The 21,410-nt window shown below is 70.2% G+C and carries 17 protein-coding genes; all 17 read right to left on the reverse strand.

Features of this window, described 5'->3' with window-relative positions; translation table 11 throughout:
* Positions 1-29: 29 nt before the first annotated feature.
* Complete coding sequence (locus AP234_RS21500) at positions 30-1,319, reverse strand: glutamate-5-semialdehyde dehydrogenase (RefSeq protein WP_055481467.1); 1,290 nt, start codon at positions 1,317-1,319, stop codon at positions 30-32.
* A 37-nt stretch (positions 1,320-1,356) separates the two neighbouring features.
* Positions 1,357-2,493: a glutamate 5-kinase gene (gene proB / locus AP234_RS21505; protein ID WP_200926635.1), complete on the reverse strand. Its 1,137-nt coding sequence runs from the start codon at positions 2,491-2,493 to the stop codon at positions 1,357-1,359.
* Between the two features lie 42 nt (positions 2,494-2,535).
* A complete protein-coding gene (gene obgE, locus AP234_RS21510; RefSeq protein WP_055481468.1) occupies positions 2,536-3,885 on the reverse strand; it encodes a GTPase ObgE in 1,350 nt (449 codons plus the stop codon).
* Between the two features lie 97 nt (positions 3,886-3,982).
* A complete protein-coding gene (rpmA, locus tag AP234_RS21515) occupies positions 3,983-4,240 on the reverse strand; it encodes a 50S ribosomal protein L27 (RefSeq protein ID WP_055481469.1) in 258 nt (85 codons plus the stop codon).
* Positions 4,241-4,285: 45 nt separating this feature from the next.
* A complete protein-coding gene (gene rplU / locus AP234_RS21520) occupies positions 4,286-4,600 on the reverse strand; it encodes a 50S ribosomal protein L21 (protein WP_055481470.1) in 315 nt (104 codons plus the stop codon).
* Positions 4,601-4,818: 218 nt separating this feature from the next.
* Positions 4,819-7,638: an Rne/Rng family ribonuclease gene (locus tag AP234_RS21525; RefSeq protein ID WP_431998919.1), complete on the reverse strand. Its 2,820-nt coding sequence runs from the start codon at positions 7,636-7,638 to the stop codon at positions 4,819-4,821.
* Positions 7,639-7,837: 199 nt separating this feature from the next.
* A complete protein-coding gene (locus AP234_RS21530; protein WP_055481521.1) occupies positions 7,838-8,569 on the reverse strand; it encodes a TIGR03936 family radical SAM-associated protein in 732 nt (243 codons plus the stop codon).
* 174 nt (positions 8,570-8,743) lie between these two features.
* A complete protein-coding gene (locus AP234_RS21535; RefSeq protein ID WP_055481472.1) occupies positions 8,744-10,666 on the reverse strand; it encodes a TIGR03960 family B12-binding radical SAM protein in 1,923 nt (640 codons plus the stop codon).
* Between the two features lie 53 nt (positions 10,667-10,719).
* Positions 10,720-11,889 (reverse strand): rod shape-determining protein RodA, encoded by a 1,170-nt coding sequence (rodA, locus tag AP234_RS21540; protein WP_055481473.1) that lies wholly within the window; start codon positions 11,887-11,889, stop codon positions 10,720-10,722.
* A 6-nt stretch (positions 11,890-11,895) separates the two neighbouring features.
* Complete coding sequence (gene mrdA / locus AP234_RS21545; RefSeq protein WP_055481474.1) at positions 11,896-13,956, reverse strand: penicillin-binding protein 2; 2,061 nt, start codon at positions 13,954-13,956, stop codon at positions 11,896-11,898.
* A complete protein-coding gene (mreD, locus tag AP234_RS21550; protein ID WP_055481475.1) occupies positions 13,953-14,483 on the reverse strand; it encodes a rod shape-determining protein MreD in 531 nt (176 codons plus the stop codon). The genes mrdA and mreD overlap by 4 nt, the downstream gene beginning before the upstream one ends.
* A 5-nt stretch (positions 14,484-14,488) precedes the next feature.
* Complete coding sequence (gene mreC, locus AP234_RS21555) at positions 14,489-15,577, reverse strand: rod shape-determining protein MreC (protein WP_063843024.1); 1,089 nt, start codon at positions 15,575-15,577, stop codon at positions 14,489-14,491.
* A 137-nt stretch (positions 15,578-15,714) separates the two neighbouring features.
* Positions 15,715-16,746: a rod shape-determining protein gene (locus AP234_RS21560; protein WP_055481476.1), complete on the reverse strand. Its 1,032-nt coding sequence runs from the start codon at positions 16,744-16,746 to the stop codon at positions 15,715-15,717.
* A 202-nt stretch (positions 16,747-16,948) separates the two neighbouring features.
* Complete coding sequence (ndk, locus tag AP234_RS21565; RefSeq protein ID WP_055481477.1) at positions 16,949-17,359, reverse strand: nucleoside-diphosphate kinase; 411 nt, start codon at positions 17,357-17,359, stop codon at positions 16,949-16,951.
* A 144-nt stretch (positions 17,360-17,503) separates the two neighbouring features.
* Positions 17,504-19,081 carry a hypothetical protein gene (locus tag AP234_RS21570; RefSeq protein WP_055481478.1) on the reverse strand — a complete coding sequence of 526 codons (1,578 nt, stop codon included), beginning with the start codon at positions 19,079-19,081 and terminating at the stop codon, positions 17,504-17,506.
* Positions 19,082-19,092: 11 nt separating this feature from the next.
* The gene (locus AP234_RS21575; protein ID WP_055481479.1) at positions 19,093-19,440 is read right to left on the reverse strand and encodes a DUF4233 domain-containing protein; all 348 of its coding nucleotides are present in this window, start codon (positions 19,438-19,440) and stop codon (positions 19,093-19,095) included.
* 94 nt (positions 19,441-19,534) lie between these two features.
* Positions 19,535-20,818 (reverse strand): bifunctional folylpolyglutamate synthase/dihydrofolate synthase, encoded by a 1,284-nt coding sequence (locus AP234_RS21580; protein ID WP_083502310.1) that lies wholly within the window; start codon positions 20,816-20,818, stop codon positions 19,535-19,537.
* Positions 20,819-21,410 lie beyond the last annotated feature (592 nt).

Consider the following 21,410-nt stretch of genomic DNA (forward strand, 5'->3'; position numbering starts at 1 on the left):
CCGGAGGCGCGCCGCCCACGATGTGTCCGTTATCTTCCCGCGCAGTCCGTCACCGTACGAGGACTGTCACGGAGGTGCCCCTCGCCCGTGTAGATCCACTTGGTGGAGGTGAGCTCGGGCAGGCCCATGGGACCACGCGCATGCAGCTTCTGCGTGGAGATGCCGATCTCGGCGCCGAAGCCGAACTCCCCGCCGTCGGTGAACCGCGTCGAGGCGTTCACCGCCACGGCGGCGGAGTCCACGGTCGCCGTGAACCTCCTGGCCGCGCGCTGCGAACGGGTCACGATCGCGTCGGTGTGGCCCGAGCCGTACCTCCTGATGTGCGCGACCGCGTCGTCCAGCGAGTCGACGACGGCCGCGGCGATGTCGAGCGAGAGATACTCCGCGCCGAAGTCGTCCTCGGTGGCGGGCACCACGTCGGCGCCGTACCCACGCACCCGCTCATCGCCGTGCACGGTCACGCCCGCGTCCTTGAGCGCGGCGAGCGCCCGCGGGATGAACGCGTCGGCGATGGCGGCGTGCACGAGGAACGTCTCCGCCGCGTTGCACACCGAGGGCCGCTGCGCCTTGGCGTTGACCAGGATCTCCAGGGCGGTCTCGACGTCGGCGTCGGCGTCGACGTAGACGTGGCAGTTGCCGGTGCCGGTCTCGATCACCGGGACCGTCGACTCCTCCACCACGCTGTTGATCAGCGAGGCGCCGCCGCGGGGGATCAGCACGTCGACCAGCCCGCGGGCGCGCATGAGGTGCTTGGCCGACTCGCGGGTGAGGCCCGGCACGAGCTGTACGGCTCCGGCCGGCACGTCGGTACGCTCCAGCGCCTTCTGCATGATCTCGACGAGCGCGGTGTTGGAGGAGTACGCGCTGGACGACCCGCGCAGCAGTACGGCGTTGCCGCTCTTGAGGCACAGCGCGGCGGCGTCGACGGTCACGTTCGGACGGCCCTCGTAGATGATCCCGATGACGCCCAGCGGCACCCGGACCTGACGCAGCTCCAGACCGTTCGGCAGCGTGCTCCCCCGCACGACCTCGCCGACGGGATCGGGCAGGTCGGCCACCTGCCGTACGGCCTCCGCGATCTTCTCGACCCGGGCCGCGTCGAGGCGGAGCCGGTCGATCATGGCCTCGGAGATGCCGCCCTGCCTGGCCTTGTCGACGTCGACGGCGTTGGCGGCGACGATCTCGTCGGTGGCCGACACGAGGGCGTCGGCGATGACGCGCAGCGCCGCGTCCTTCGGGGCGCGCGGCATCGGCGCCAGCACCGTGGCGGCCTCCCGCGCCGCGTGCGCCACCTTCAGGAAGTCCTCTGCCTCAGACATTCGCCTCGCGCTCCATTGGTCGTGCACCGCCCGCCGATCAGGTCCGGGCGGGTTCCAGTATGACGATGTCGTCCCGGTGGATCAGCTCGCGCTCATATTCCGGGCCGAGCGTGCTGGCCAGCTCCCGGGTGGACCTGCCGAGCAGTTCCGGGATCTCGGCCGCATCGTAGTTGACGAGACCCCGCGCGACGGGCACGCCCGCGGGGCCGCACAGGTCGACGGGATCGCCCTCGGCGAAGTCGCCCTCGACCTTCACCACGCCGGCCGGCAGCAGCGACATGCGCCGCGCCACGACGGCCTCGACGGCGCCCTCGTCCAGGTGCAGCCGCCCCCGCCCGGTGGTGGCGTAGGCGAGCCAGAGCAGCCGGGTGCCGGGATGGCGGCCGCCGGGGTGGAAGTAGGTGCCGACGTCGGCGCCGGCGAGGGCCTGCGCCGCGTGCGCCGCCGCCGTCAGCACGACGGGCACGCCGGCGCCGGTGGCGATGCGGGCCGCCTCCACCTTGGTGATCATGCCGCCGGTGCCGACCCGGCCGGAGGTGCCCAGCTCGACTCCCTCCAGGTCCTCCGGCCCGCGCACCTCGGCGATCCGGGAGGCCCCGGCCCGGCGCGGATCGCCGTCGTAGAGCGCGTCCACGTCCGAGAGCAGCACCATGCCGTCCGCGTGGGTCAGGTGGGCCACCAGCGCGGCCAGCCGGTCGTTGTCACCGAAGCGGATCTCGTCGGTGGCCACCGTGTCGTTCTCGTTGACCACGGGGACGATGCCGAGCTCGAGCAGCTTGGCCAGCGTGCGCCGGGCGTTACGGTGCTGCGACCTGCGCATCATGTCGTCGGCGGTCAGCAGGACCTGGCCGACGCGCAGGCCGTACCTGGCGAAGGACGAGGTGTAGCGGGCGACGAGCACGCCCTGGCCGACCGAGGCCGCGGCCTGCTGGGTGGCCAGGTCCCTGGGCCGCGCCCTGAGCCCGAGCGGGCCGAGCCCGGCCGCGATCGCCCCCGAAGAGACGAGCACGAGCTGCGTGCCGGCCCGTCTGCGCGCGGCGAGCACGTCGACGAGCGCGTCGACGCGATCCACGTCGATCATGCCCTTCGGCGTCGTCAGGGAGGACGAACCCACCTTGACGACCAACCGCCGGGCGGAGCCGATCTGGTGCCGACCCTCCTGATTTCCGTCCATCACGCCATCTCACTCGTCCCCATCCGGTCGCGGTGTCGATCCTCAGCCGAGCCTACTGTCCGAGCCACGCGGACCCATGGGGACCCGGGCCTCCTGGGACGGCTGCCAGTCGAAGACGTGACCATCCTCCATCGACCCGATGATCACCTCGGCTCCCGGCCGGGCGCCGGCCTCGACCAGCGCCTCCTCGACTCCGAGCCGGTTCAGCCGGTCGGCCAGGTAACCCACGGCCTCGTCGTTGGCGAAGTCGGTCTGCCGGATCCACCGCTCGGGCTTCTCACCCGTCACCTGGAAGGTGTTGTCGTCGACGCGCCGCACCGAGAACCCGGTCTCGCCGAGCTGCCTGGGCCGGATGACCAGCCGTGTCGGCTCCTCGATCGGGGCCTGCGCCCGGGCCTGCGCCACCATCTCGCCCATCGCGTACGCCAGGGGCCGCAGACCTTCGTGGGTCGCCGCGGAGATCTCGAACACCCGCAGGCCGCGCTCCTCGAGCATGGGACGGACGATGTCGGCGAGGTCGCGGCCGTCCGGGACGTCGACCTTGTTCAGCACGACCAGCCGGGGCCGGTCGGTCAGCGAGCCGTAGGCGGCGAGCTCGGCCTCGATCACGTCGAAGTCGGTGACCGGGTCGCGGCCCGGCTCGATCGTGGCGCAGTCGAGGACGTGCACGATCGTCGAGCAGCGTTCGACATGGCGCAGGAACTCGTGGCCGAGCCCCCTGCCCTGGGACGCGCCGGGGATGAGGCCGGGCACGTCGGCGACCGTGAACACGGTCTCCCCCGCCGTGACCACGCCGAGGTTGGGGATGAGCGTGGTGAACGGATAATCCGCGATCTTGGGGCGGGCCGCGGACAGCGCGGCGATGAGGGACGACTTTCCTGCGTTGGGGAACCCGACCAGCGCGACGTCGGCGACGGTCTTCAGCTCCAGCATGATGTCGGCCTCGTCGCCCGGCTCGCCGAGCAGCGCGAAACCCGGCGCCTTGCGTCTGGCGTTGGCGAGCGCCGCGTTGCCGAGGCCGCCGAAACCGCCCTTGGCCGCGACGTAGCGGGTGCCCACGCCGATCAGGTCGACCAGCACCTCGCCGGTCTCTGCGTCCTTGACCACGGTGCCGTTGGGCACCGTCAAGACGATGTCCTCACCGTTGGCGCCGTCCCGATTCGAACCCATGCCCTGCTTGCCGTTGCCGGCCCGGCGGTGCGGACGGTGGTGATACTCCAGCAGGGTGGCCGTGTTGGGATCCACTTCGAGGATCACGTCACCGCCACGGCCGCCGTTGCCTCCGTCGGGGCCGCCGAGCGGCTTGAACTTCTCCCGGTGGATGGAGGCGCAGCCGTTGCCGCCGTCACCCGCCTTGATGTGCAGGATGACGGTGTCCACGAACTCGGCCATCAGCCGCGCCCCCCTTCGAAACGCTCCTATGAACAACAAATGAGGCGGACCGAATCCTCGATCCGCCTCATAAGGTCGTGCTGCTGTCCCGGCGGATCTACTCCGCGACCGGGACGATGCTCACCGCGCGACGACCACGCTTCATGCCGAACTGAACGTGACCGGCGGCCAGCGCGAACAGGGTGTCGTCGCCGCCGCGGCCGACGTTGTCGCCGGGGTGGAAGTGGGTGCCGCGCTGGCGGACGATGATCTCGCCTGCGTTCACCAGCTGCCCGCCGAAGCGCTTGACGCCGAGGCGCTGCGCGTTCGAGTCACGGCCGTTCCGGGTGGACGAGGCGCCCTTCTTGTGTGCCATGGTTCACTCCCTTTCGGGGGTAGCGGGGGTCGTCCCCCCGGGAAATCACTGTCCGGGGTTGATACCGGTGACCTTGACCTGGGTGTACCGCTGACGGTGCCCCATGCGCTTCTTGTAACCGGTCTTGTTCTTGTACTTCAGAATGCGAATCTTGGGGCCCTTGATCTCGCCGAGGATCTCGGCGGTCACCTGGAACCTGGCAAGCGTGGCAGCGTCGGTGGTGACATCGCCGTCGTTGACGACGAGCACCGCCGGCAGCGACACCGAGGAACCGACCTCGCCGGCGAGCCTGTCCACCTCGAGGACGTCCCCGACGGAGACCTTCTGCTGCCTGCCGCCGCAACGAACGATCGCGTACACCGCGGAACCCTTCTTCTGGCTAAGTGCTGAGATGCCGCGCCCCGCATCCAGCTGCTGTCGATTAAACGACCGGCTTTCCGGGCAGGCGCGCGAAGCCAGGCGCGCTCACCAGACGCGCCGGTTGACTAGAGTACCGGATTATCGGCACCGAGGTCGAACCGGGTGGAGAGCCGGGGAGCCCGAGTCGTCACTCGGACATCACTCGGATGTCACTGCCGTCAATCCGCGGTCTTCCTGCGGGAACGGCGTCGCGTACGCGGCTGCGCCGAGACGTCGTCCTCCTCCGAGGACGCGGCCGACGACAGGGAGTCGGTGACGCCGTTCCGTACGGTGGCGGACGCGGCCACCGCCGCGCTCTCGCCGGAGCCGCCCAGTTTGTCCGCCACCGCCTTCTCGACGGCCATCTTGCCCTGCGTGCCGCGTGGCTCCGGCTTCGCCTCGACCGGCTCGGTGGAGACGATGATGCCGCGCCCGTTGCAGCAGTCACACGGCGTCGAGAACGCCTCCAGCAGGCCCTGGCCGACCCGCTTGCGGGTCATCTGGACCAGGCCGAGCGAGGTGACCTCGGCCACCTGGTGCTTGGTCCGGTCCCGCGCCAGGCACTCCAGCAGCCGGCGGAGCACGAGGTCGCGGTTGCTCTCCAGCACCATGTCGATGAAGTCGATCACGATGATGCCGCCGATGTCCCGCAGCCGGAGCTGGCGGACGATCTCCTCGGCCGCCTCCAGGTTGTTGCGGGTGACGGTCTCCTCGAGGTTGCCGCCCTGCCCGGTGAACTTGCCCGTGTTGACGTCGACGACCGTCATCGCCTCCGTACGGTCGATCACGAGCGAGCCGCCGGAGGGCAGCCACACCTTGCGCTCCATCGCCTTGGCGATCTGCTCGTCCACCCGGTAGGCGGTGAAGACGTCGGTCGTCTCCTCCTCCCACCTGGACAGGCGGTCGGCGAGATGCGGGGCGACATAGCGGACGTACTCGTCCACCGTCACCCACGCGTCCTCGCCCTCGACCACCAGCGAGCTGAAGTCCTCGTTGAAGATGTCGCGGACCACCCGGATCGTCAGGTCGGGCTCACCGGACAGCAGCTCGGGCGGGCTGGCCGACTTGGCCTTGCGCTGGATGTTCTCCCACTGCGCCGACAGCCTCGCCACGTCGCGGCTGAGCTCCTCCTCCGAGGCGCCCTCCGCCGCCGTACGGACGATCACGCCCGCGTTCTCCGGCATCACCTTCTTGAGGATCTGCTTGAGCCGTGCCCGTTCCTTGTCGGGCAGCTTGCGGGAGATCCCGGTCATCGAACCGTCCGGCACGTAGACCAGGTAGCGGCCGGGCAGGCTGATCTGGGAGGTCAGCCGCGCGCCCTTGTGCCCGATCGGGTCCTTGGTGACCTGGACGAGCACGGACTGGCCCGACTTCAGCGCCGCCTCGATCCGCTTCGGCTGGCCTTCGAGGCCGACGGTGTCGAAGTTGACCTCGCCCGCGTACAGCACGGCGTTGCGGCCCTTGCCGATGTCGACGAACGCCGCCTCCATCGAGGGCAGCACGTTCTGGACCTTGCCCAGATACACGTTGCCGACGTAGGACTGGCTCGACTCGCGGTCGACGTAGTGCTCGACGAGCACGCCGTCCTCCAGGACCGCGATCTGGGTGCGGCCGCCGTGACGGCGTACGATCATGACGCGCTCGACCGACTCACGGCGGGCCAGGAACTCCGACTCCGTGATGATCGGCGGACGGCGGCGGCCCAGCTCGCGGCCTTCGCGGCGGCGCTGCTTCTTCGCCTCCAGCCGCGTGGAGCCGCGCACGCCCTGCACCTCGTCGAGGGAGGTGGCGCGGGTGGCGCGGGGCGCGCGAATGCGCACCACCGTGTTCGGCGGGTCGTCGGCGGTGGGCTCGGCCTCTTCGCTTCCCCTGCGGCGGCGGCGCCGCCTGCGGCGCGAGGTGCCCTGCGCGCCCTCGGCCTCCGTCTCCGCGCCGTCCTCGTCCTCGACCGGCTCCTCCTGCGTCTCCTCGGCCTCGGAGTCGGAGTCGGACTCGGCATCGGACTCCTCGCCGTCCTCGCCCTCATCGCCGTCCCGGCCGCGCAGGTTGCGTCCGCGGCCGCCCCGGCGGCGGCGGCGCCGGCGTGGCGTGCCCTCCCCCTCGGACTCCTCCTCGGCGGCCGCGGTCGCCTCGTCGGGCTCGGCCTGCTCCTCCGGCTCCGCGGTGCGCTGGGCCGGCACGGCGAACGGATCCGGTGCCTGGAAGAGCGGCTGGAACAGCGCCGACGGCGCCTGGAACGACACCGATGGGACGGCCGGCCGCTGCACGTGCAGGCCGAACGGGTCGGTCAGCACGGCCGGCGGCCCGTTCTCGGCCGCTTCCGCACCGGCATCGGTTTCGTCGAGTGGCTCCTCTGGCTCCTCGTCGAGCCGCTCCACATCGGCCGGCTCCGCCAGGAGATCGGCCGACGGCACGCCGAGCTGCAGCGCCGCCGCGACCTCGGCCTCGGCCGCGCTCATCGCCGCACTGGATCGTTCCGTGGCCGCCCGCTCCGTCACCGAGGATCGCTTCGGTGCAGCCGACGCCTCGTCGTCCTTCTTCCGGCCGACACGCCGCCGGCTTCTGGCCGGGGTCTCCTCGACCGTCTCGACCGCCTCGGGCCGCTCCGCCCGGGTCTCGCCGGTCGCCTCGTGGTCATCCTGTGGTTCCTGTGCCTCGGCCCGCTTGCGGGTACGGCTGCGCCGTACGGGCTTGGCGGGCTCCTCCGCGACCTGCTCGGGGGCCTCCGCGGTCGCGGCCGGGGTTTCGGTGGAGATCTCGACAGGGGCCGCTCCGGACGCTTCGGCCGGTTCCGGCTCGGGGGCGGCACGGCGACGGGTGGCCCGCCGCGGTCGCGGCGCCTCGGCCGGCTCGGCCACGACGTGCGCGGCGCCCGCGGCCACCGTCTTCACGGTGGCGACGGGCGGCAGCTCGTCCGGCTCCGGCGGAGGCCCTGCCGGGCGGCTCGCCGCACGGCGCCGCGGCGGCTCGGCCGCGCCGGCGGGCGAGGCTTCGCTCACGCCGAGGCCGGGCTCCCGTTCTTCGGTTGTCGTATCACCTGTCGTCGTATCACCGTCAAGGCTCACAGCCCCGTCAGTGGGCTCGTTGTCGAGCATGCGGGCGCTCTCCCGTCAGCCTCCGGGCGCGTCGCCGCGCCGCACGGAGGCTCTCGTCTCTCGTGGTCCGCCGCGCTCCGCGAGGGTGCCGCAGCGGCAAGTCTTATCGGTCTCCGCCTGCCCGGTCGAGGTCGAACGGGTCAGCGGGCTCACCGGTCGCAGCGTCGAGCGGCCCCTGCGCCAGCCTGGTCACCTCGGGAGGCGACGGCGGCGCGAAGCCTGCCACGAGACGCAAACCCATGAGCACGTCGTCGGGTCGGACGGCAGGTGTTTCGTGCCGAACAACCATACGAAGTATGACACACGGCTGAACGGTCTCCTGACCTGCCGTTGTTCCCGTCCCGTTCACGACGGCCAGCGAACACACCGCCTGGCGTGTGTCGAACCGCCGCATCCCCTTCTTGGTCAGGCGCTCGACCTCCACCCGGTCGGCCGCCGAGAACTCCCGTACCGCCTGCTCCACCGCGGCCGGATCGGCCCCGGGAAGCCGCAGTTCCCACACCGAGCCCTCCAGCCGGTCCGCGAGGGTCCCGGTGCGCGCCTCTATCACGTCCAGAATGTCGAGGCCCGGCGGCAGCGACGCGTCGAGTTCGGCACGGATCCGCCGCGGGTCGCACGGCCGGTTCACACCGATCTCGAGGTACTCGGCCTCACTCGCCACTCCAGTCGGAGCGGCGCCGGCATAGGAGATCTTCGGATGGGGGCTGAATCCCGCGCTGTAGGCCACCGGGACACCGGCCCGTCGTACCGCCCTCTCGACGGCGCGGGAGATGTCACGGTGACTGGTGAAACGCAGCCGCCCCCGTTTGGCGTACCGCACCCTGAGGCGCTGCACCACGGGCTCGGGCGATGGCCCATCGGGTACGGGTTTCAGGGTTCCGCCATCCTTCCGGTTTCGGTCAATCATCTTCCAGAATAGCCGCGCCCGGAGAGTGCCGCCCGCCACCAGATCACACGACCCGCCGAGCCGTGCCCGGCAGGTCGTGATTTGTCGGGCACGACCCCGAGGTCACAGGACCGTGAGCGGCAGCAATTTCTTTCCGGTGGGGCCGACCTGGATCTCCGTCCCCATCGTGGGGCACACGCCGCAGTCGTAACAGGGCGTCCAGCGGCAGTCCTCGACCTCCGCACCGCTCAGCGCGTCCTGCCAGTCCTGCCACAGCCACTCGCGGTCGAGCCCGGCGTCTAGGTGGTCCCACGGGAGGACCTCGTGCTCGTCGCGCTCCCGGGTGGTGTACCAGTCGACGTCCACCGGCTCGTCGGCGAAGACCCGCTCGGCCGCCGCCATCCAGCGGTCGTAGGAGAAGTGCTCGCTCCAGCCGTCGAACCGGCCGCCGTCCTCCCACACGGCCCGGATGACCGCGCCGACGCGGCGGTCACCGCGCGACAGCAGTCCCTCCACGATCGACGGCTTCCCGTCGTGGTAGCGGTAGCCGATCGCCCTGCCGTACTCCTTGTCGGCGCGCATGGCGTCGCGCAGCGCGCGCAGACGGCGGTCCACCGTCTCGTGGTCGCACTGGGCCGCCCACTGGAACGGCGTGTGCGGCTTGGGCACGAACCCGCCGATGGAGACCGTGCAGCGGATGTCCCTGGAGCCGGTCGCCTCCCGCCCCGCCTTGATGACCTTCTTGGCCAGGTCGGCGATGGCGAGGACGTCGGCGTCCTCCTCCGTGGGCAGTCCGCACATGAAGTACAGCTTCACCTGCCGCCAGCCCTGGCTGTAGGCCGTGGTGACCGTACGGATCAGGTCCTCCTCGGTGACCATCTTGTTGATCACCTTGCGCATCCGCTCGGAGCCGCCCTCGGGCGCGAAGGTGAGCCCCGAACGGCGCCCGTTCCTCGACAGCTCGTTGGCCAGGTCGATGTTGAAGGCGTCGACCCGCGTGGACGGCAGGGACAGGCCGATCTGGCTGCCCTCGTAGCGGTCGGCGAGGCCCCTGGTGACGTCGGCGATCTCCGAGTGGTCCGCGCTGGACAGTGACAGCAGGCCGACCTCGCTGAAGCCCGACTCCCTGACGCCCACCTCGACCATGTCGCCGATCGTCGTGATCGACCGCTCACGCACCGGACGGGTGATCATCCCCGCCTGGCAGAAGCGGCAGCCGCGGGTGCAGCCGCGGAAGATCTCCACGCTGAACCGCTCGTGAACGGTCTCGGCGAGCGGGACCAGCGGCTTCTTCGGGTACGGCCACTCGTCCAGGTCCATGACCGTGTGCTTGAACACCCGCGAGGGAACCCCCGGCCGGTTCGGCACGACCCGCTTGATGCGGCCGTCGGGGTGATACTCGACGTCGAAGAACTTCGGGACGTACACCCCGCCGGTGGAGGCGAGGCGCATGAGCAGCTCGTCGCGGCCCCCGGGCGAGCCCTCTTCCTTCCACTCGCGCAGCACCTCGCTGATCGCGATGGCGATCTGCTCGCCGTCGCCGAGCACGGCGGCGTCGAGGAAGTCGGCGACGGGCTCGGGGTTGAACGCGGCGTGGCCACCGGCCAGCACGATCGGGTCCTCCGCTGTCCGCTCCACCGCGCGGAGCGGGATGCCCGCCAGATCGAGCGCGGTGAGCAGGTTGGTGTAGCCGAGTTCGGTGGCGAACGACACACCCAGGATGTCGAACGCCCGCACCGGCCGGTGCGCGTCGACGGTGAACTGGGGAACTCCCTCGGCCCGCATGAGCGCCTCGAGATCCGGCCAGACCGTGTACGTCCGCTCGGCCAGCGTCTCGGGCAGCTCGTTGAGGATCTCGTAGAGGATCTGCACCCCCTGGTTGGGCAGGCCGACCTCATAGGCGTCCGGGTACATCAACGCCCACCGGACGGTCGCCTCGTCCCAGTCCTTGACCGTCGAGTTCAGCTCACCTCCGACATACTGGATCGGCTTCTGCACCTTGTGCAGCAGCGGTTCCAGGCGGGGAAACAACGACTCGACAGACATGGCTCCAGGGTATCGGCTCCAACGCGGCCTCGGCTCGCTCGACGGAGATGCCCTCAGCCGAACACCCGGTCCTTGATGTGGATCGCCTGTAGCACACCGACCGCCATCATGTTGGCGAACGTCGCGGTGCCGCCGTACGAGACGAACGGCAGGGGCACACCGGTGATCGGCATGATCCCGATGGTCATGCCGACGTTGACCAGAGTCTGGAACCCCAGCCAGGTGGCGACGCCCCCGGCCACGAGCGCGGCGAACCGGTCCTCGCACAGCCGGGCGATCCGCAGGCACCGCAGCAGCACCACGCCGAGCAGCAGCACGACGACGGCCGACCCGACGAAGCCCAGCTCCTCCCCGGCCACGGTGAAGATGAAGTCGGTGTGCTGCTCCGGCACGAAACGGCCGGTCGTCTGCCCACCGTGGAACAGGCCCTTGCCGAACAGCTCGCCCGAACCGATCGCGACCAGCGCCTGTCTGCTGTTGTAGCCGATCCCGCGTGGGTCGGTCGAGGGGTCCATGAGCGCGGTGAACCGGGCCACCTGGTACGGCTTGAGCAGCCCGAGGAACCACACGGCCGCCGCGCCCGCGGCCGCCAGCACCACCCCGGCCAGGATCAGCCGCTTGTGCACACCCGCGTACACGATCATGCCGGCCGTGATCGCCGTCAACACCGTCGTGGTACCGAGGTCGGGCTCCATCATGACCAGGGTCACGGTGACGCCCCAGATGACGATGCACAGCCCCACGTCCAGATAGCGCGGCCGGTCCTTCTTCTTGTCCCCGGTCCGGGCCAGCAGCATCGCCAGCATCAGCACCAGCGCCGGTTTGGCCAGCTCGCCCGGCTGTACGGCGAAGCCGCCCCCCAGCATGATCCACGAGTGGTGGCCGTTGACCGTCGCGCCCATCGGGGTGAGGACGAGCACCAGCCCCAGGGTCGCGATGCCGAACACCAGCGGCGCGTACCGGCGCAGCACCCGGTAGTCGGACACCGCCACGGCGCTGTAGAGCGCGAGGCCGATGCCCAGGTTGAGCACGTGCTTCTTGACCATCACGGTCGGCTCGGCCGAGTTCCACTGCCGGGTGGACGACCAGACGAGGAGCGTGCCGATGACGCTGAGCGCGACGACCGCACCGAGCAGGATGCCGTCCATCCGCCACAGGGGCGCCCCCTGGCCCACGGCCCGCCGTACGAACGATCGCCTTCGAACCCGCAGCGCGTCAGTCATCTCGCATCACTGGGCCGCCACCCCATCCCTGATCACCGGCAGCGCCGCCGGGGGCATGCCGTCCGGAAGCGCCGGCTTGAGCGGCTTGCCGTCCTCGCCCTTGCCCACTCCGAAGATCCCCTCCCAGATCCGGCGTACGGCGGGCGCGGCGGTGGAGGCGCCCCATCCACCCTGGGACACCATCACGACGGCCACGAAGCGCGGCTTGTCCGCGGGGGCGAAGGAGGCGAACCACGACGTGTCGTTCTTGCCGTAGACCTCCGCCGTGCCGGTCTTGCCGCCGACCTTCACGCGGTTGAAGTCGAACCCGCGGAACACGGCCGCGGCCGTACCGGTCACGGGCACCTGGGCCAGCGCCTTGCGGATGTAGTCGCGCACCTCGTCGCTGATGGGCAGATGGCCCTCGATCGGCACCGGGATCTCCTTGACCAGCGTGCCGTCCGGCCGGACCAGGGCCCAGCCGATCCGCGGGCTGCGCACGTTGCCGTCGCCGACGAGCGCGGCGTACGCGCGGGCGAGCTGGAGCGGCGTCACCAGCACGGCGCCCTGGCCGATCGAGAAGTTGATCGCCTCGTAGGCGTGCCAGATGTAGCCCTCCACACAGTTCTCGTGGGCGAGCCGCTTGGCGTACGCCGCCTTGGCCGCGTCCTTCATCTCGGGATAGCCGGTCTTGGCCCGCCGGCACATGGTGTCCTTCATCGAGGCCCACAGGTTCTTCTTCCACTCCCGGCTCGGGATCAGGCCCGGGCTCTCACCCGGCAGATCGATGCCGGTGCGCCGGCCGAAGCCGTACGCCTTGGCCATGTGGGTCATCGGCTCCTTGGGGGTGCCCGTCGGCTTCTCACCCCCGTCGCGCTTCCACTGCTCGTATCCCGCCTTGTAGAACACCGTGTCGCAGGACTTCTCGAGCGCCGTGTGCAGGGAGATCGATCCCAGGGACATGCCGCCGGCGTTGCTGTACGAGCGGCCGGCGGCGGTGTAGGAGCTCGGGCACTCGTAGGTGCCGTTCAGCGAGGCGCCGTCGGCGATCATCGCCGAGGCCGAGCTGATCTTGAAGGTGGACCCGGGGGCGAACGTGCCGCTGATCGCCCGCGACATGAGCGGCTTGCCCGACTTATCCGACAGCAGCCACCGATAGTCCTTCTCGGAGATGCCGCCCACCCAGACCTTGGGATCGTAATTCGGCCTGCTGGCCATCGCGACCACCCGCCCGGTCTTCACGTCGAGCACGACGCCCGCCGCCCCGTCGGACTGTGGCGTCTCCTTCATCGCCTGGTCGAGCGACTTCTCCACGATCCGCTGGACCCGCTCGTCGATGCTGGTGACCAGGATGTCGCCGGGCACCGGGTTCGACCGCTGATCCACCCTGATGACCTTGCCCATCCGGTCCACCTGGACCCGCCGCAGGCCCGGCTTGCCGCGCAGCGCCGCGTCATAGGTCGCCTCAAGCCCGCCCCGGCCGGTCAGGTCGACACCGGAGTAGTTCGCCTTGAGTCCCTCGCGCTTCTCCAACTCCTGCTCGGTGACCGGCTGGAGGTAGCCGAGCAACTGGACGGCGTCCTTGCCGTGCGGGTAGTCGCGCCTCGCCTGGATCTCGGCCGTCACCCCCGGGAAGTCCTCCTGGCGTTCCAGGATCTGCAGCGCCTGCCGGGTCTTCACGTGCTCGGCGACGGGGATCGGGGTGTACGGCGAACCCGGCCAGCAGGGCTTCGAGACGCCCGGCCCACAGGCACGGATCTGCGTCTTCAGCTTCTCGTACGGGACGCCCAGCACAGGCGACAGCCGCCGGAGCACGGCGGTGCCGCCGTCGGGCATCCGTTCGAGCCTGGACCGGTCGATCGACACCACCAGGCTCGTGCGGTTGCGGACCAGCGGCCGGCCCGACGAGTCGAGGATCGAGCCGCGTACGGCCGGCACCCGCACCTCTCGGGTCCGCGTCTCGGTCGCGACGGTGACGTACCTGTCCCCCTGCACGACCTGCACCTGCCACAGCCGGACGACGAGCACCATGATCATCGCGATCACGAGCACCTGCAGGACCAACAGTCGCCCCCGCAACCGTGTCATGCCATCCCCCGTCCCCAACTCGTCGTCCGCCCCATCCCGGTCGACCCGCTCCTGCCGCCGCGTCTTCGCAGCCGGTAGCGGCCGGACAGCAGCCACACCACGGCGGGGGCGGCCACCAGATCGCACAGCGCGGCCCGCGGCCAGGCCGAGCTCAGGACGGTCCAGGTGACCCCGGGATTGCCCAGCAGCGCGCCGATGCCCGCCGCCAGACCGGGCGCGATGACGGCGAAGACCGCCACCGTGAGCATCGGCGCGTTCTCGCCGAACCGGCCCACGACGAAACCGAGCGCGCACAGCAGCAGCGCGTACTGCCCGAGCGTGTGGCTGGCCGGCGGCAGCAGGTCATAGGCGAGGCCGCCGCAGAAGCCGATCACCGCGCCGGCCGTCGGCCCCCGCAGCGCGGCGAGCGTCAGAATGGTCAGCAGCACGAAATCCGGTGCGTACGCGCCGAGCAACCGGTTCACCAGGCTCACCTGCAGCACCAGAGCGGCGAAGATGATCAGTGCCGCGGACAGGTTGCGGAGCATCAGGGTCAGTTCCTCCCGTCGCTGCGCGCCGCACCTGCGGCCGCCGGACGGCGGCGCGGCGCCTCATGTGCGCGCGGACGGCGGTTCCCCGGCGCCGCACCGGCTCTTCCCTCCTCCATCTGGGCCCACGGCTCGGCCTGGGCCCGCGACTCATCGGCCGCCTCGTCGTCACGACCGGCCCGCTTGTCCGCACGCTCGCGCGCCTGCTTGGCCTGCTGCGGAACCGGCGGGAGCACCGAGTCGCGCGGATCGCGCTTGGGCGCCTGGACCACGACCCCGACGACGTCCAGCGACGAGAAGTCGGTGAACGGCTTGGCATAGGCGATCTTGGTGAGATCTCCCGGCAGCGACTCCACCCGCTGGATCACGCCGATGGGCACGCCCGGGACGTACGGCTTGCTCCGCTGTGAGCCGAAGGAGACGATGCGGCCGCCCGGGGGCAGCGGCACCGTCGAGTCGAGCAGCCGGAACTTGATCAGGTTTTCTCCGCCACCCGCCTCACCCAGACCACTCACGACACCGATCTGGTTGCCGCCTTCGAGACGGGCCCCCGCCGAGATGGCGGGATCGGTGAGCAGCGCCACGGTCGCGCTGTCGGCGGCCGCCCTGACCACACGGCCGACGAGCCCGTCCCCGGTGAGCACGGTCATGTCGGGCCGCACTCCGTCGTTCGCGCCCGCGTCGATCTCGACGGCGTCCTCGAACCCAGGGAAGTCCCGCCGCGCCAGCACCTGCGCCGGCACGACCCGATAGCGGCCCAGGCCCGCCAGCCCGAGCATCCGGTCCAGCTTCGCGGCCCGGGTGCCGTCGAGCTGCAGGGAGGCGACCTCGGTGCGCAACTTCGCGTTCTCCTTGCGCAGTGCGGCGATGGTCCGCTCCGCTTCCGGAGCCGCCCGGAGCATGCCCACGAAGTCCCTGACCGGCTTGGTGACCGTCGCACTCACCTGCTCGGCCTTGGAGAAGATCCCGGATGCCATGTCGTGCACCGGACCGAGGACCGGCCCGCTGCCCACCCGGTGATCCACGGTGATCAGGACCAGTGCGGCGGCGAGGAGAAGTCCGACCGCGAGACGGGCGCGGCGGGTGTCTCTCATGACCGCTCCTTAAGTCGTGTGTCCAGGGACCGAGAAGGTCAGGCGACCGCACCTGTACTGGGCAGGGCGACACGGGTCCGGGCGAGCCCCGGGAGTGTCTGGCAAATGCCGCCCGTCGCCGATTTGCCAGACGCTCCCTAGTTGCGGGGCTCGGGAACAAGCACCTGCTGCAGGGCCTCGAAGTCCTCCACGCACCTGCCGGACCCCATCGCGACCGAGTCGAGCGCGTTGTCCGCCAGGTGAACGGGCATCCCCGTCTCCTCGCGCAGCCGGTCGACCATGCCCTTGAGCAGGCCGCCCCCGCCGGTCACCGCGATGCCCCGATCCATGAGGTCGCCCGAGAGCTCGGGCGGGCACTTGTCCAGCGTGGTCTTGACCGTGTCGACGATCACGTTGACCTGCTCGCACATCGCCCGGCGGATCTCTTCACTCGAGATGACCACCGTCTTGGGCAGCCCGGTCACCAGGTCCCGGCCGCGGACCTCGGCGTGGATCTCCTCCCCGGAGGGGCCGGCCGAGCCGATCGAGATCTTCACTTCCTCTGCGGTCCGGTCCCCCAGCATCATGGAGTATTCCTTTTTGGCGAAGGCGACGACCGCCTCGTCGAGCTCGTCACCCGCCACCCGGATCGACTGGCTGGTCACGATGCCGCCCATCGAGATGATGGCCACCTCGGTGGTGCCACCTCCTATGTCCACCACCATGTTTCCGGTGGGTTCGTGGACGGGCAGACCGGCCCCGATCGCGGCCGCCATCGGCTCCTCGATGATGTAAACGCGCCGGGCACCGGCCTGGTATCCCGCTTCCTTCACCGCGCGCTGCTCGACCGCGGTGATGCCGCTGGGAACCGCCACAATGATGCGAGGCCGCACGAAGTGCGTACGCCTGTGCACCTTTTGAATGAAATATCGCAACATGCGCTCGGTCACATCGAAGTCCGCGATCACCCCGTCGCGCAGGGGGCGAATCGCGACGATGTTGCCGGGCGTACGCCCGATCATGCGCTTCGCTTCTATGCCAACCGCCACGATCTTTCCTGTCGTGACGTTGATGGCGACGACCGACGGCTCGTTCAGCACGACGCCGCGGCCTCGCACATAGACCAGAGTGTTCGCCGTGCCAAGGTCGACAGCCATGTCACGGCCCAGGAATGTCAGCTTGCTGCCCATGCGGAAGGAAGCCTTCCTTCAGGTGGTTAGCGGGATAACTCATCGCACTCGAATCGTAACTCGGTGCGTCCATGACTCGGCACATCGAGCCATCAGGCACGGGGAAAATCGCCGCCACCCCGGCCAGATGATGGTCACCACCTGGGAAAACACCGCAGGCCCCGGGTTTAGCCCGGGGCCTGCGGTGCGGCAAAGCGAAGACTCAGAATCGGTCAGGAAAGAAGATCTTGATCTCGCGGGCGGCCGACTCGGGCGAGTCGGAGCCGTGCACGACGTTCTCGCCGATCTCCAGCGCGTGGTCGCCGCGGATGGTGCCGGGAGGCGACTTGACCGGGTCGGTGGCACCCGCCAGCGCACGGAACGCCTCGATCGCGCGCGGCCCCTCCACCACGAGCGCCACCAGCGGAGCCGAGGTGATGAACTCGACCAGCTCGCCGAAGAACGGGCGCTCGGAGTGCTCGGCGTAGTGGGCCTTGGCGGTCTCGGCGTCGAGCGTGCGCAGGTCCATCGCCACGACCTTCAGGCCCTTGCGCTCGATCCGGCCGATGACGTCGCCGATGAGGCCGCGACGGACCCCGTCCGGCTTGATCAGGACAAGCGTACGCTCGGACACGGTTTCTCTCCTTGTCGAATGGGCAGCGGGGCTGCTCGCCGGATGTACGCGGCTCGGTGGCGGTGTCCACCCGGAGATCCCTGTTTTCTGGCGAGATCATCCCGGCGCCCGGGTCACTCCCAGGGCTCCAACCGCAACGGCAGCTTACCGGTCCCCGCCCGCCTCTCCGGCCGTGCCTTTGTCCCCCTCGGGCGACGGAGTGGGCGCCGGGATCGTCACCTGCGCGTCCTGCCCACGTTCCGCGGGCGAAGCCGTACCGGCGGCCGTGGCCGCCCCGGGAAGCGCGGCGGCGCGACGGGCCAGGAACTGGGCCAGCAAGATGATCCCGACGACCACGCCACCGCCGACCTGCGCCCACTTGTGCAGGGCGTCGATGAAACCGTTCGCCACCGCCTCTCCCGTTGCCGGCCCGGATTCGCTGATCAGGTTCAGCATGAGGACCTGGATGCCGGTGCCGAGCAGGAAGCCCGCGAGCACCGCGGGGAAGCACATGGACAGGCCCAGCAGCGCCGACCCCACTCCCGCCAGCCGGAACGCGCTCACCAGCGCCACCGCGGAACCCGCCGCGAGCAGCGTGAACGGGACGACGAGCGGCCACCCCGAGGGCTCCGGCACAAGCCACCAGATGGCGCAGAGACCGGCCACCACCGTCACCAGCCCCGCGGCCGGCAACTGCGCGACCTTCCGCTCCGGAAGCACGCCCACGACGACGGCGGCGACGAGAGCGATCACAGCGGCGAGGAGGAACGGCAGCCACAGGCCCTTCAACCCCGGCCCGCCGAGCCCGCCCAGCTCGATGTAGGTGGTCTGCGCCGCCGTGGGCAGCACGATCAGACCGATCGCCACGTTGACGAAGGCCAGCGTACGCCCGCCCGGCCCCTCGAACGTGCCGGCCGCCCCGAGCCCCAGCATCGCCAGCACAGCGGCCGCCGCGACGGCAGCGGCGACGACGACCAGGATCGGGGGCCAGTCGAAGGTCAGGAAGATGGCGAGCGCCGCGATGCCCGCCGCCGGCACCACCGCCAGCATGAGCCGCCTGCGCTCGGCCGTGGAAGCGCGTGCCCCGCCGGGCTCTTCGACGCCACCCTCCTCCGCCTCACCCGCGCCCTCGATCAACCACAGGACCAGATAGGCGGCGGCCAGCACGAGGGCGACGCCGGTCAGCAGCGGGTACGGCTGAAGCGTGACCCGCCAGGAACCCGAACCGTCGAGCGGCCAGAGCGCCAGCGCCTGGGCCGCCAGCAGGCTCACCGTGAGCATCCCCGCCCAGATCGGCAACAGGACGTTCCTGCGCGGCCGTTCTGAGACGACGACGAGCGTCGCCGGGATCAGCGCCCCGGCCCCCACGCCGTGGAGGACACGCAGCACTCCGACCACACCGGTCGAGTCCGCGTACCCGCCGGCCGCGTCGGCCACCGCCAGCAGCGCGAGCCCCGCGACGAGAATCGGCGCGGCACGGAACCGGCGTACGGCCACCGACGCGAGCGGCACGGTCAGCAGCATGGCGGGCAGCGCCAGACCATGCGCCCGCATCATGTCGACGTGCGAGACGCCCGGAGGCAGCAGCGCCGCGACGACCGAAATCGTGTTCGGGATCGCGACCACCGCGAGCGGCAGGGCCACCACGGTGAGCAGCCCTGCGACGACGTCCAGAAGCAGGGGGACGCGCACGGCGCGAACCGCGACGGCGGTCCGGGCCTGCGAAACGGGAGGGACGGCCATGCTTGCCGACTTTAGCGCTTCGTCGCCCCCTCGACACGGTGAGCGACGAAGATGGCCGTAATCCAGAGCAATGCGAAGATCAATCCAAGGAAGAACATGGCCGGAACGAGAAATCCGGTGGCAATCGCCAGGATCTGGACGACTGATCCCGCGACGTACGCGAACGGGCGCTTGAGCATACCTGTCACCACGACGCACAGGACCGCGAGCCCGATCCCGACCGTCACCGCGAGCGGCACCGGGACATGGTTGATCGCGATGGCGACCGGAGTGGTCAGGGCTACGACGATGGCCTCCATGCCGAGCACGCTCGCGCACAGCCGGCGCTTGCCGGGAGTCACCTCGAACAGGTAGTTCATCTCGCTCTTCCCATGTCGTCCGTCCGGATTCCGCCTCCACGGCGCCGCACGTCGCGGGCACCCCGGAAGGTCGCCCCCGCCCCGCGAGATCGCCTCATCGCTCGACCCCGAGCAGAATGCGGGCCTCGCCGACGGTCACCACGGAACCCGTGATGAGCACCCCCGACCCCAGCTCGTCACCCTGATCGGCCAGGGTGACGGCCATGTCGATCGCGTCATCGAGCCGTTCCGCCACATGGACCCGATCCGATCCGAAGATGCTCTGTGCCCGAAGACCCAGCTCGTCCGGCTTCATCGAACGCGGCGAGGAATTCCTGGTGACCACGACCTCCTCGGCTATCGGCTCGAGCAGTTCAAGGATCGTGTTGACGTCCTTGTCGCCCATGGCGGCCACCACGGCGACCAGCCGGGTGAAGCCGAACGCCTCGGTCAGCGCCTCAACCGTGGCCTCCATGCCACCGGGGTTGTGCGCGGCATCGAGGACCACCGTCGGGCCACGCCTCACGACCTCCAGCCGCCCCGGGCTCGTCACCCCCGCGAACGCCTGCCGGACGACCTCGTCACCCAGGGGATCGTCACCACCCGTGAGCGCCTCGACCGCCGCGAGCGCGCACACCGCGTTCCCGGCCTGGTGCGCGCCGTACAACGGCAGGAAGACCTCTTCGTACACCCCCTTGAGGCCTTTGAGCTGAAGCATCTGACCGCCTATCGCAAGCTCGCGATGGAGCACGCCGAACTCCAGCCCCTCACGCGCGACGACGGCTCCCGTCTCCGCCACCCGTCTCATCAGCACCTCGGCCGCCGGAAGCGGCTGCTGCGCGAGCAGGGCCGTCGCCCCCGGCTTGATGATGCCGGCCTTCTCCTTGGAGATCGTCGCGACGTCCGGACCGAGATAGTCGGTGTGATCCAACGAGATCGGCGTGATGACGGCGACCGCGCCGTCCGCGACATTGGTGGCGTCCCAGACCCCACCCATGCCCGTCTCGATCACCGCGACGTCGACCGGCGCATCCGCGAACGCGACGAATGCCATCGCGGTGAGCGTCTCGAAGAAACTCAGCCGTCCGACCTTGGTGTCGATCATTTCAAGGTACGGCTCGATATCCCGATAGACATCGGTGAAACGATCCTCAGAAAGAGGCTCCCCATCCACCGAAATGCGTTCACGGACCGAGGTGAGATGAGGGCTCGTGTAACGGCCGACACGCAGATTGCGTTCCCGCAGCAGACTCTCGACCATCCGAGCCGTGCTCGTCTTGCCGTTGGTCCCGGCGATATGGATGACTTGGAACGTTTTCTGCGGATCGCCGATGAGCTCCATCAGCGCGCTGATCCGTTCAAGGGAGGGGTGGAAATCCCACTCCACTCCTCTGGCCATGATGGCCTGCTCGGCGACTCGGTATTCCACGACCATCAGCGTACGGGCTCACCGCGGCGGTGGAGTTCTCGGCATCCTGACGACGCCTCCTGGACCAGAACACCACCCATCCCGCTACCAAGACACGGACCCAGACGGCCGCGATGTGGTCTGGTCAGACGGTCTCGCTGTCCAGACGGTCCCGCTGGCCAGACCGGCCTTCCACCCCCGGCCTCCCATCTCGCAGCACCTCCTGCTCTCGCAGCACCTCCTGCCCATCCCCGCGCCGGTCGGTGGACGGGGGTCCCATCCGGCGCCGGTCAGCGGTCCGGTGCGCTGGCCAGTACGGGTGGGCGGCCGGGTTCGGTCGTCGGGTGGGTTCGGTGGGTGGGTGGCTGGGGTTGGGACTGATGCGGTGGGGCGGCCGGGTCGGCCGGGTTTTGTGGTGGGGTGGCCGGGGTCTGGTGCCACAACAGTGCGGGCAGGGGCGGGTGGCTGCTCCGGCCGGCCGTGACAGTTGCGCTCTGGCGGCAGAGGCCTCCGGCCTCCCCGGGCGCGGTGGTCTCGGGCACGGTCTCAAGCCGGCCGGAGCACCCACCCGCCCCCACCCACA

Source organism: Sphaerimonospora mesophila (genome assembly GCF_001417795.1).
In the GTDB taxonomy this organism is placed as follows: Bacteria; Actinomycetota; Actinomycetes; order Streptosporangiales; family Streptosporangiaceae; genus Sphaerimonospora; species Sphaerimonospora mesophila.

What these genes read in the sequence shown, in the direction of transcription:
- rodA (WP_055481473.1), bottom strand. Translation starts at nt 11,889, where the DNA reads ATGACTGACGCGCTGCGGGTTCGAAGGCGATCGTTCGTACGGCGGGCC.
- AP234_RS21535 (WP_055481472.1), bottom strand. Translation starts at nt 10,666, where the DNA reads ATGTCTGTCGAGTCGTTGTTTCCCCGCCTGGAACCGCTGCTGCACAAG.
- AP234_RS21580 (WP_083502310.1), bottom strand. Translation starts at nt 20,818, where the DNA reads ATGGCCAGAGGAGTGGAGTGGGATTTCCACCCCTCCCTTGAACGGATC.
- mrdA (WP_055481474.1), bottom strand. Translation starts at nt 13,956, where the DNA reads ATGACACGGTTGCGGGGGCGACTGTTGGTCCTGCAGGTGCTCGTGATC.
- AP234_RS21570 (WP_055481478.1), bottom strand. Translation starts at nt 19,081, where the DNA reads ATGGCCGTCCCTCCCGTTTCGCAGGCCCGGACCGCCGTCGCGGTTCGC.
- proB (WP_200926635.1), bottom strand. Translation starts at nt 2,493, where the DNA reads ATGGACGGAAATCAGGAGGGTCGGCACCAGATCGGCTCCGCCCGGCGG.
- AP234_RS21560 (WP_055481476.1), bottom strand. Translation starts at nt 16,746, where the DNA reads ATGGGCAGCAAGCTGACATTCCTGGGCCGTGACATGGCTGTCGACCTT.
- AP234_RS21500 (WP_055481467.1), bottom strand. Translation starts at nt 1,319, where the DNA reads ATGTCTGAGGCAGAGGACTTCCTGAAGGTGGCGCACGCGGCGCGGGAG.
- mreD (WP_055481475.1), bottom strand. Translation starts at nt 14,483, where the DNA reads ATGCTCCGCAACCTGTCCGCGGCACTGATCATCTTCGCCGCTCTGGTG.
- mreC (WP_063843024.1), bottom strand. Translation starts at nt 15,577, where the DNA reads ATGAGAGACACCCGCCGCGCCCGTCTCGCGGTCGGACTTCTCCTCGCC.
- AP234_RS21575 (WP_055481479.1), bottom strand. Translation starts at nt 19,440, where the DNA reads ATGAACTACCTGTTCGAGGTGACTCCCGGCAAGCGCCGGCTGTGCGCG.
- obgE (WP_055481468.1), bottom strand. Translation starts at nt 3,885, where the DNA reads ATGGCCGAGTTCGTGGACACCGTCATCCTGCACATCAAGGCGGGTGAC.
- rpmA (WP_055481469.1), bottom strand. Translation starts at nt 4,240, where the DNA reads ATGGCACACAAGAAGGGCGCCTCGTCCACCCGGAACGGCCGTGACTCG.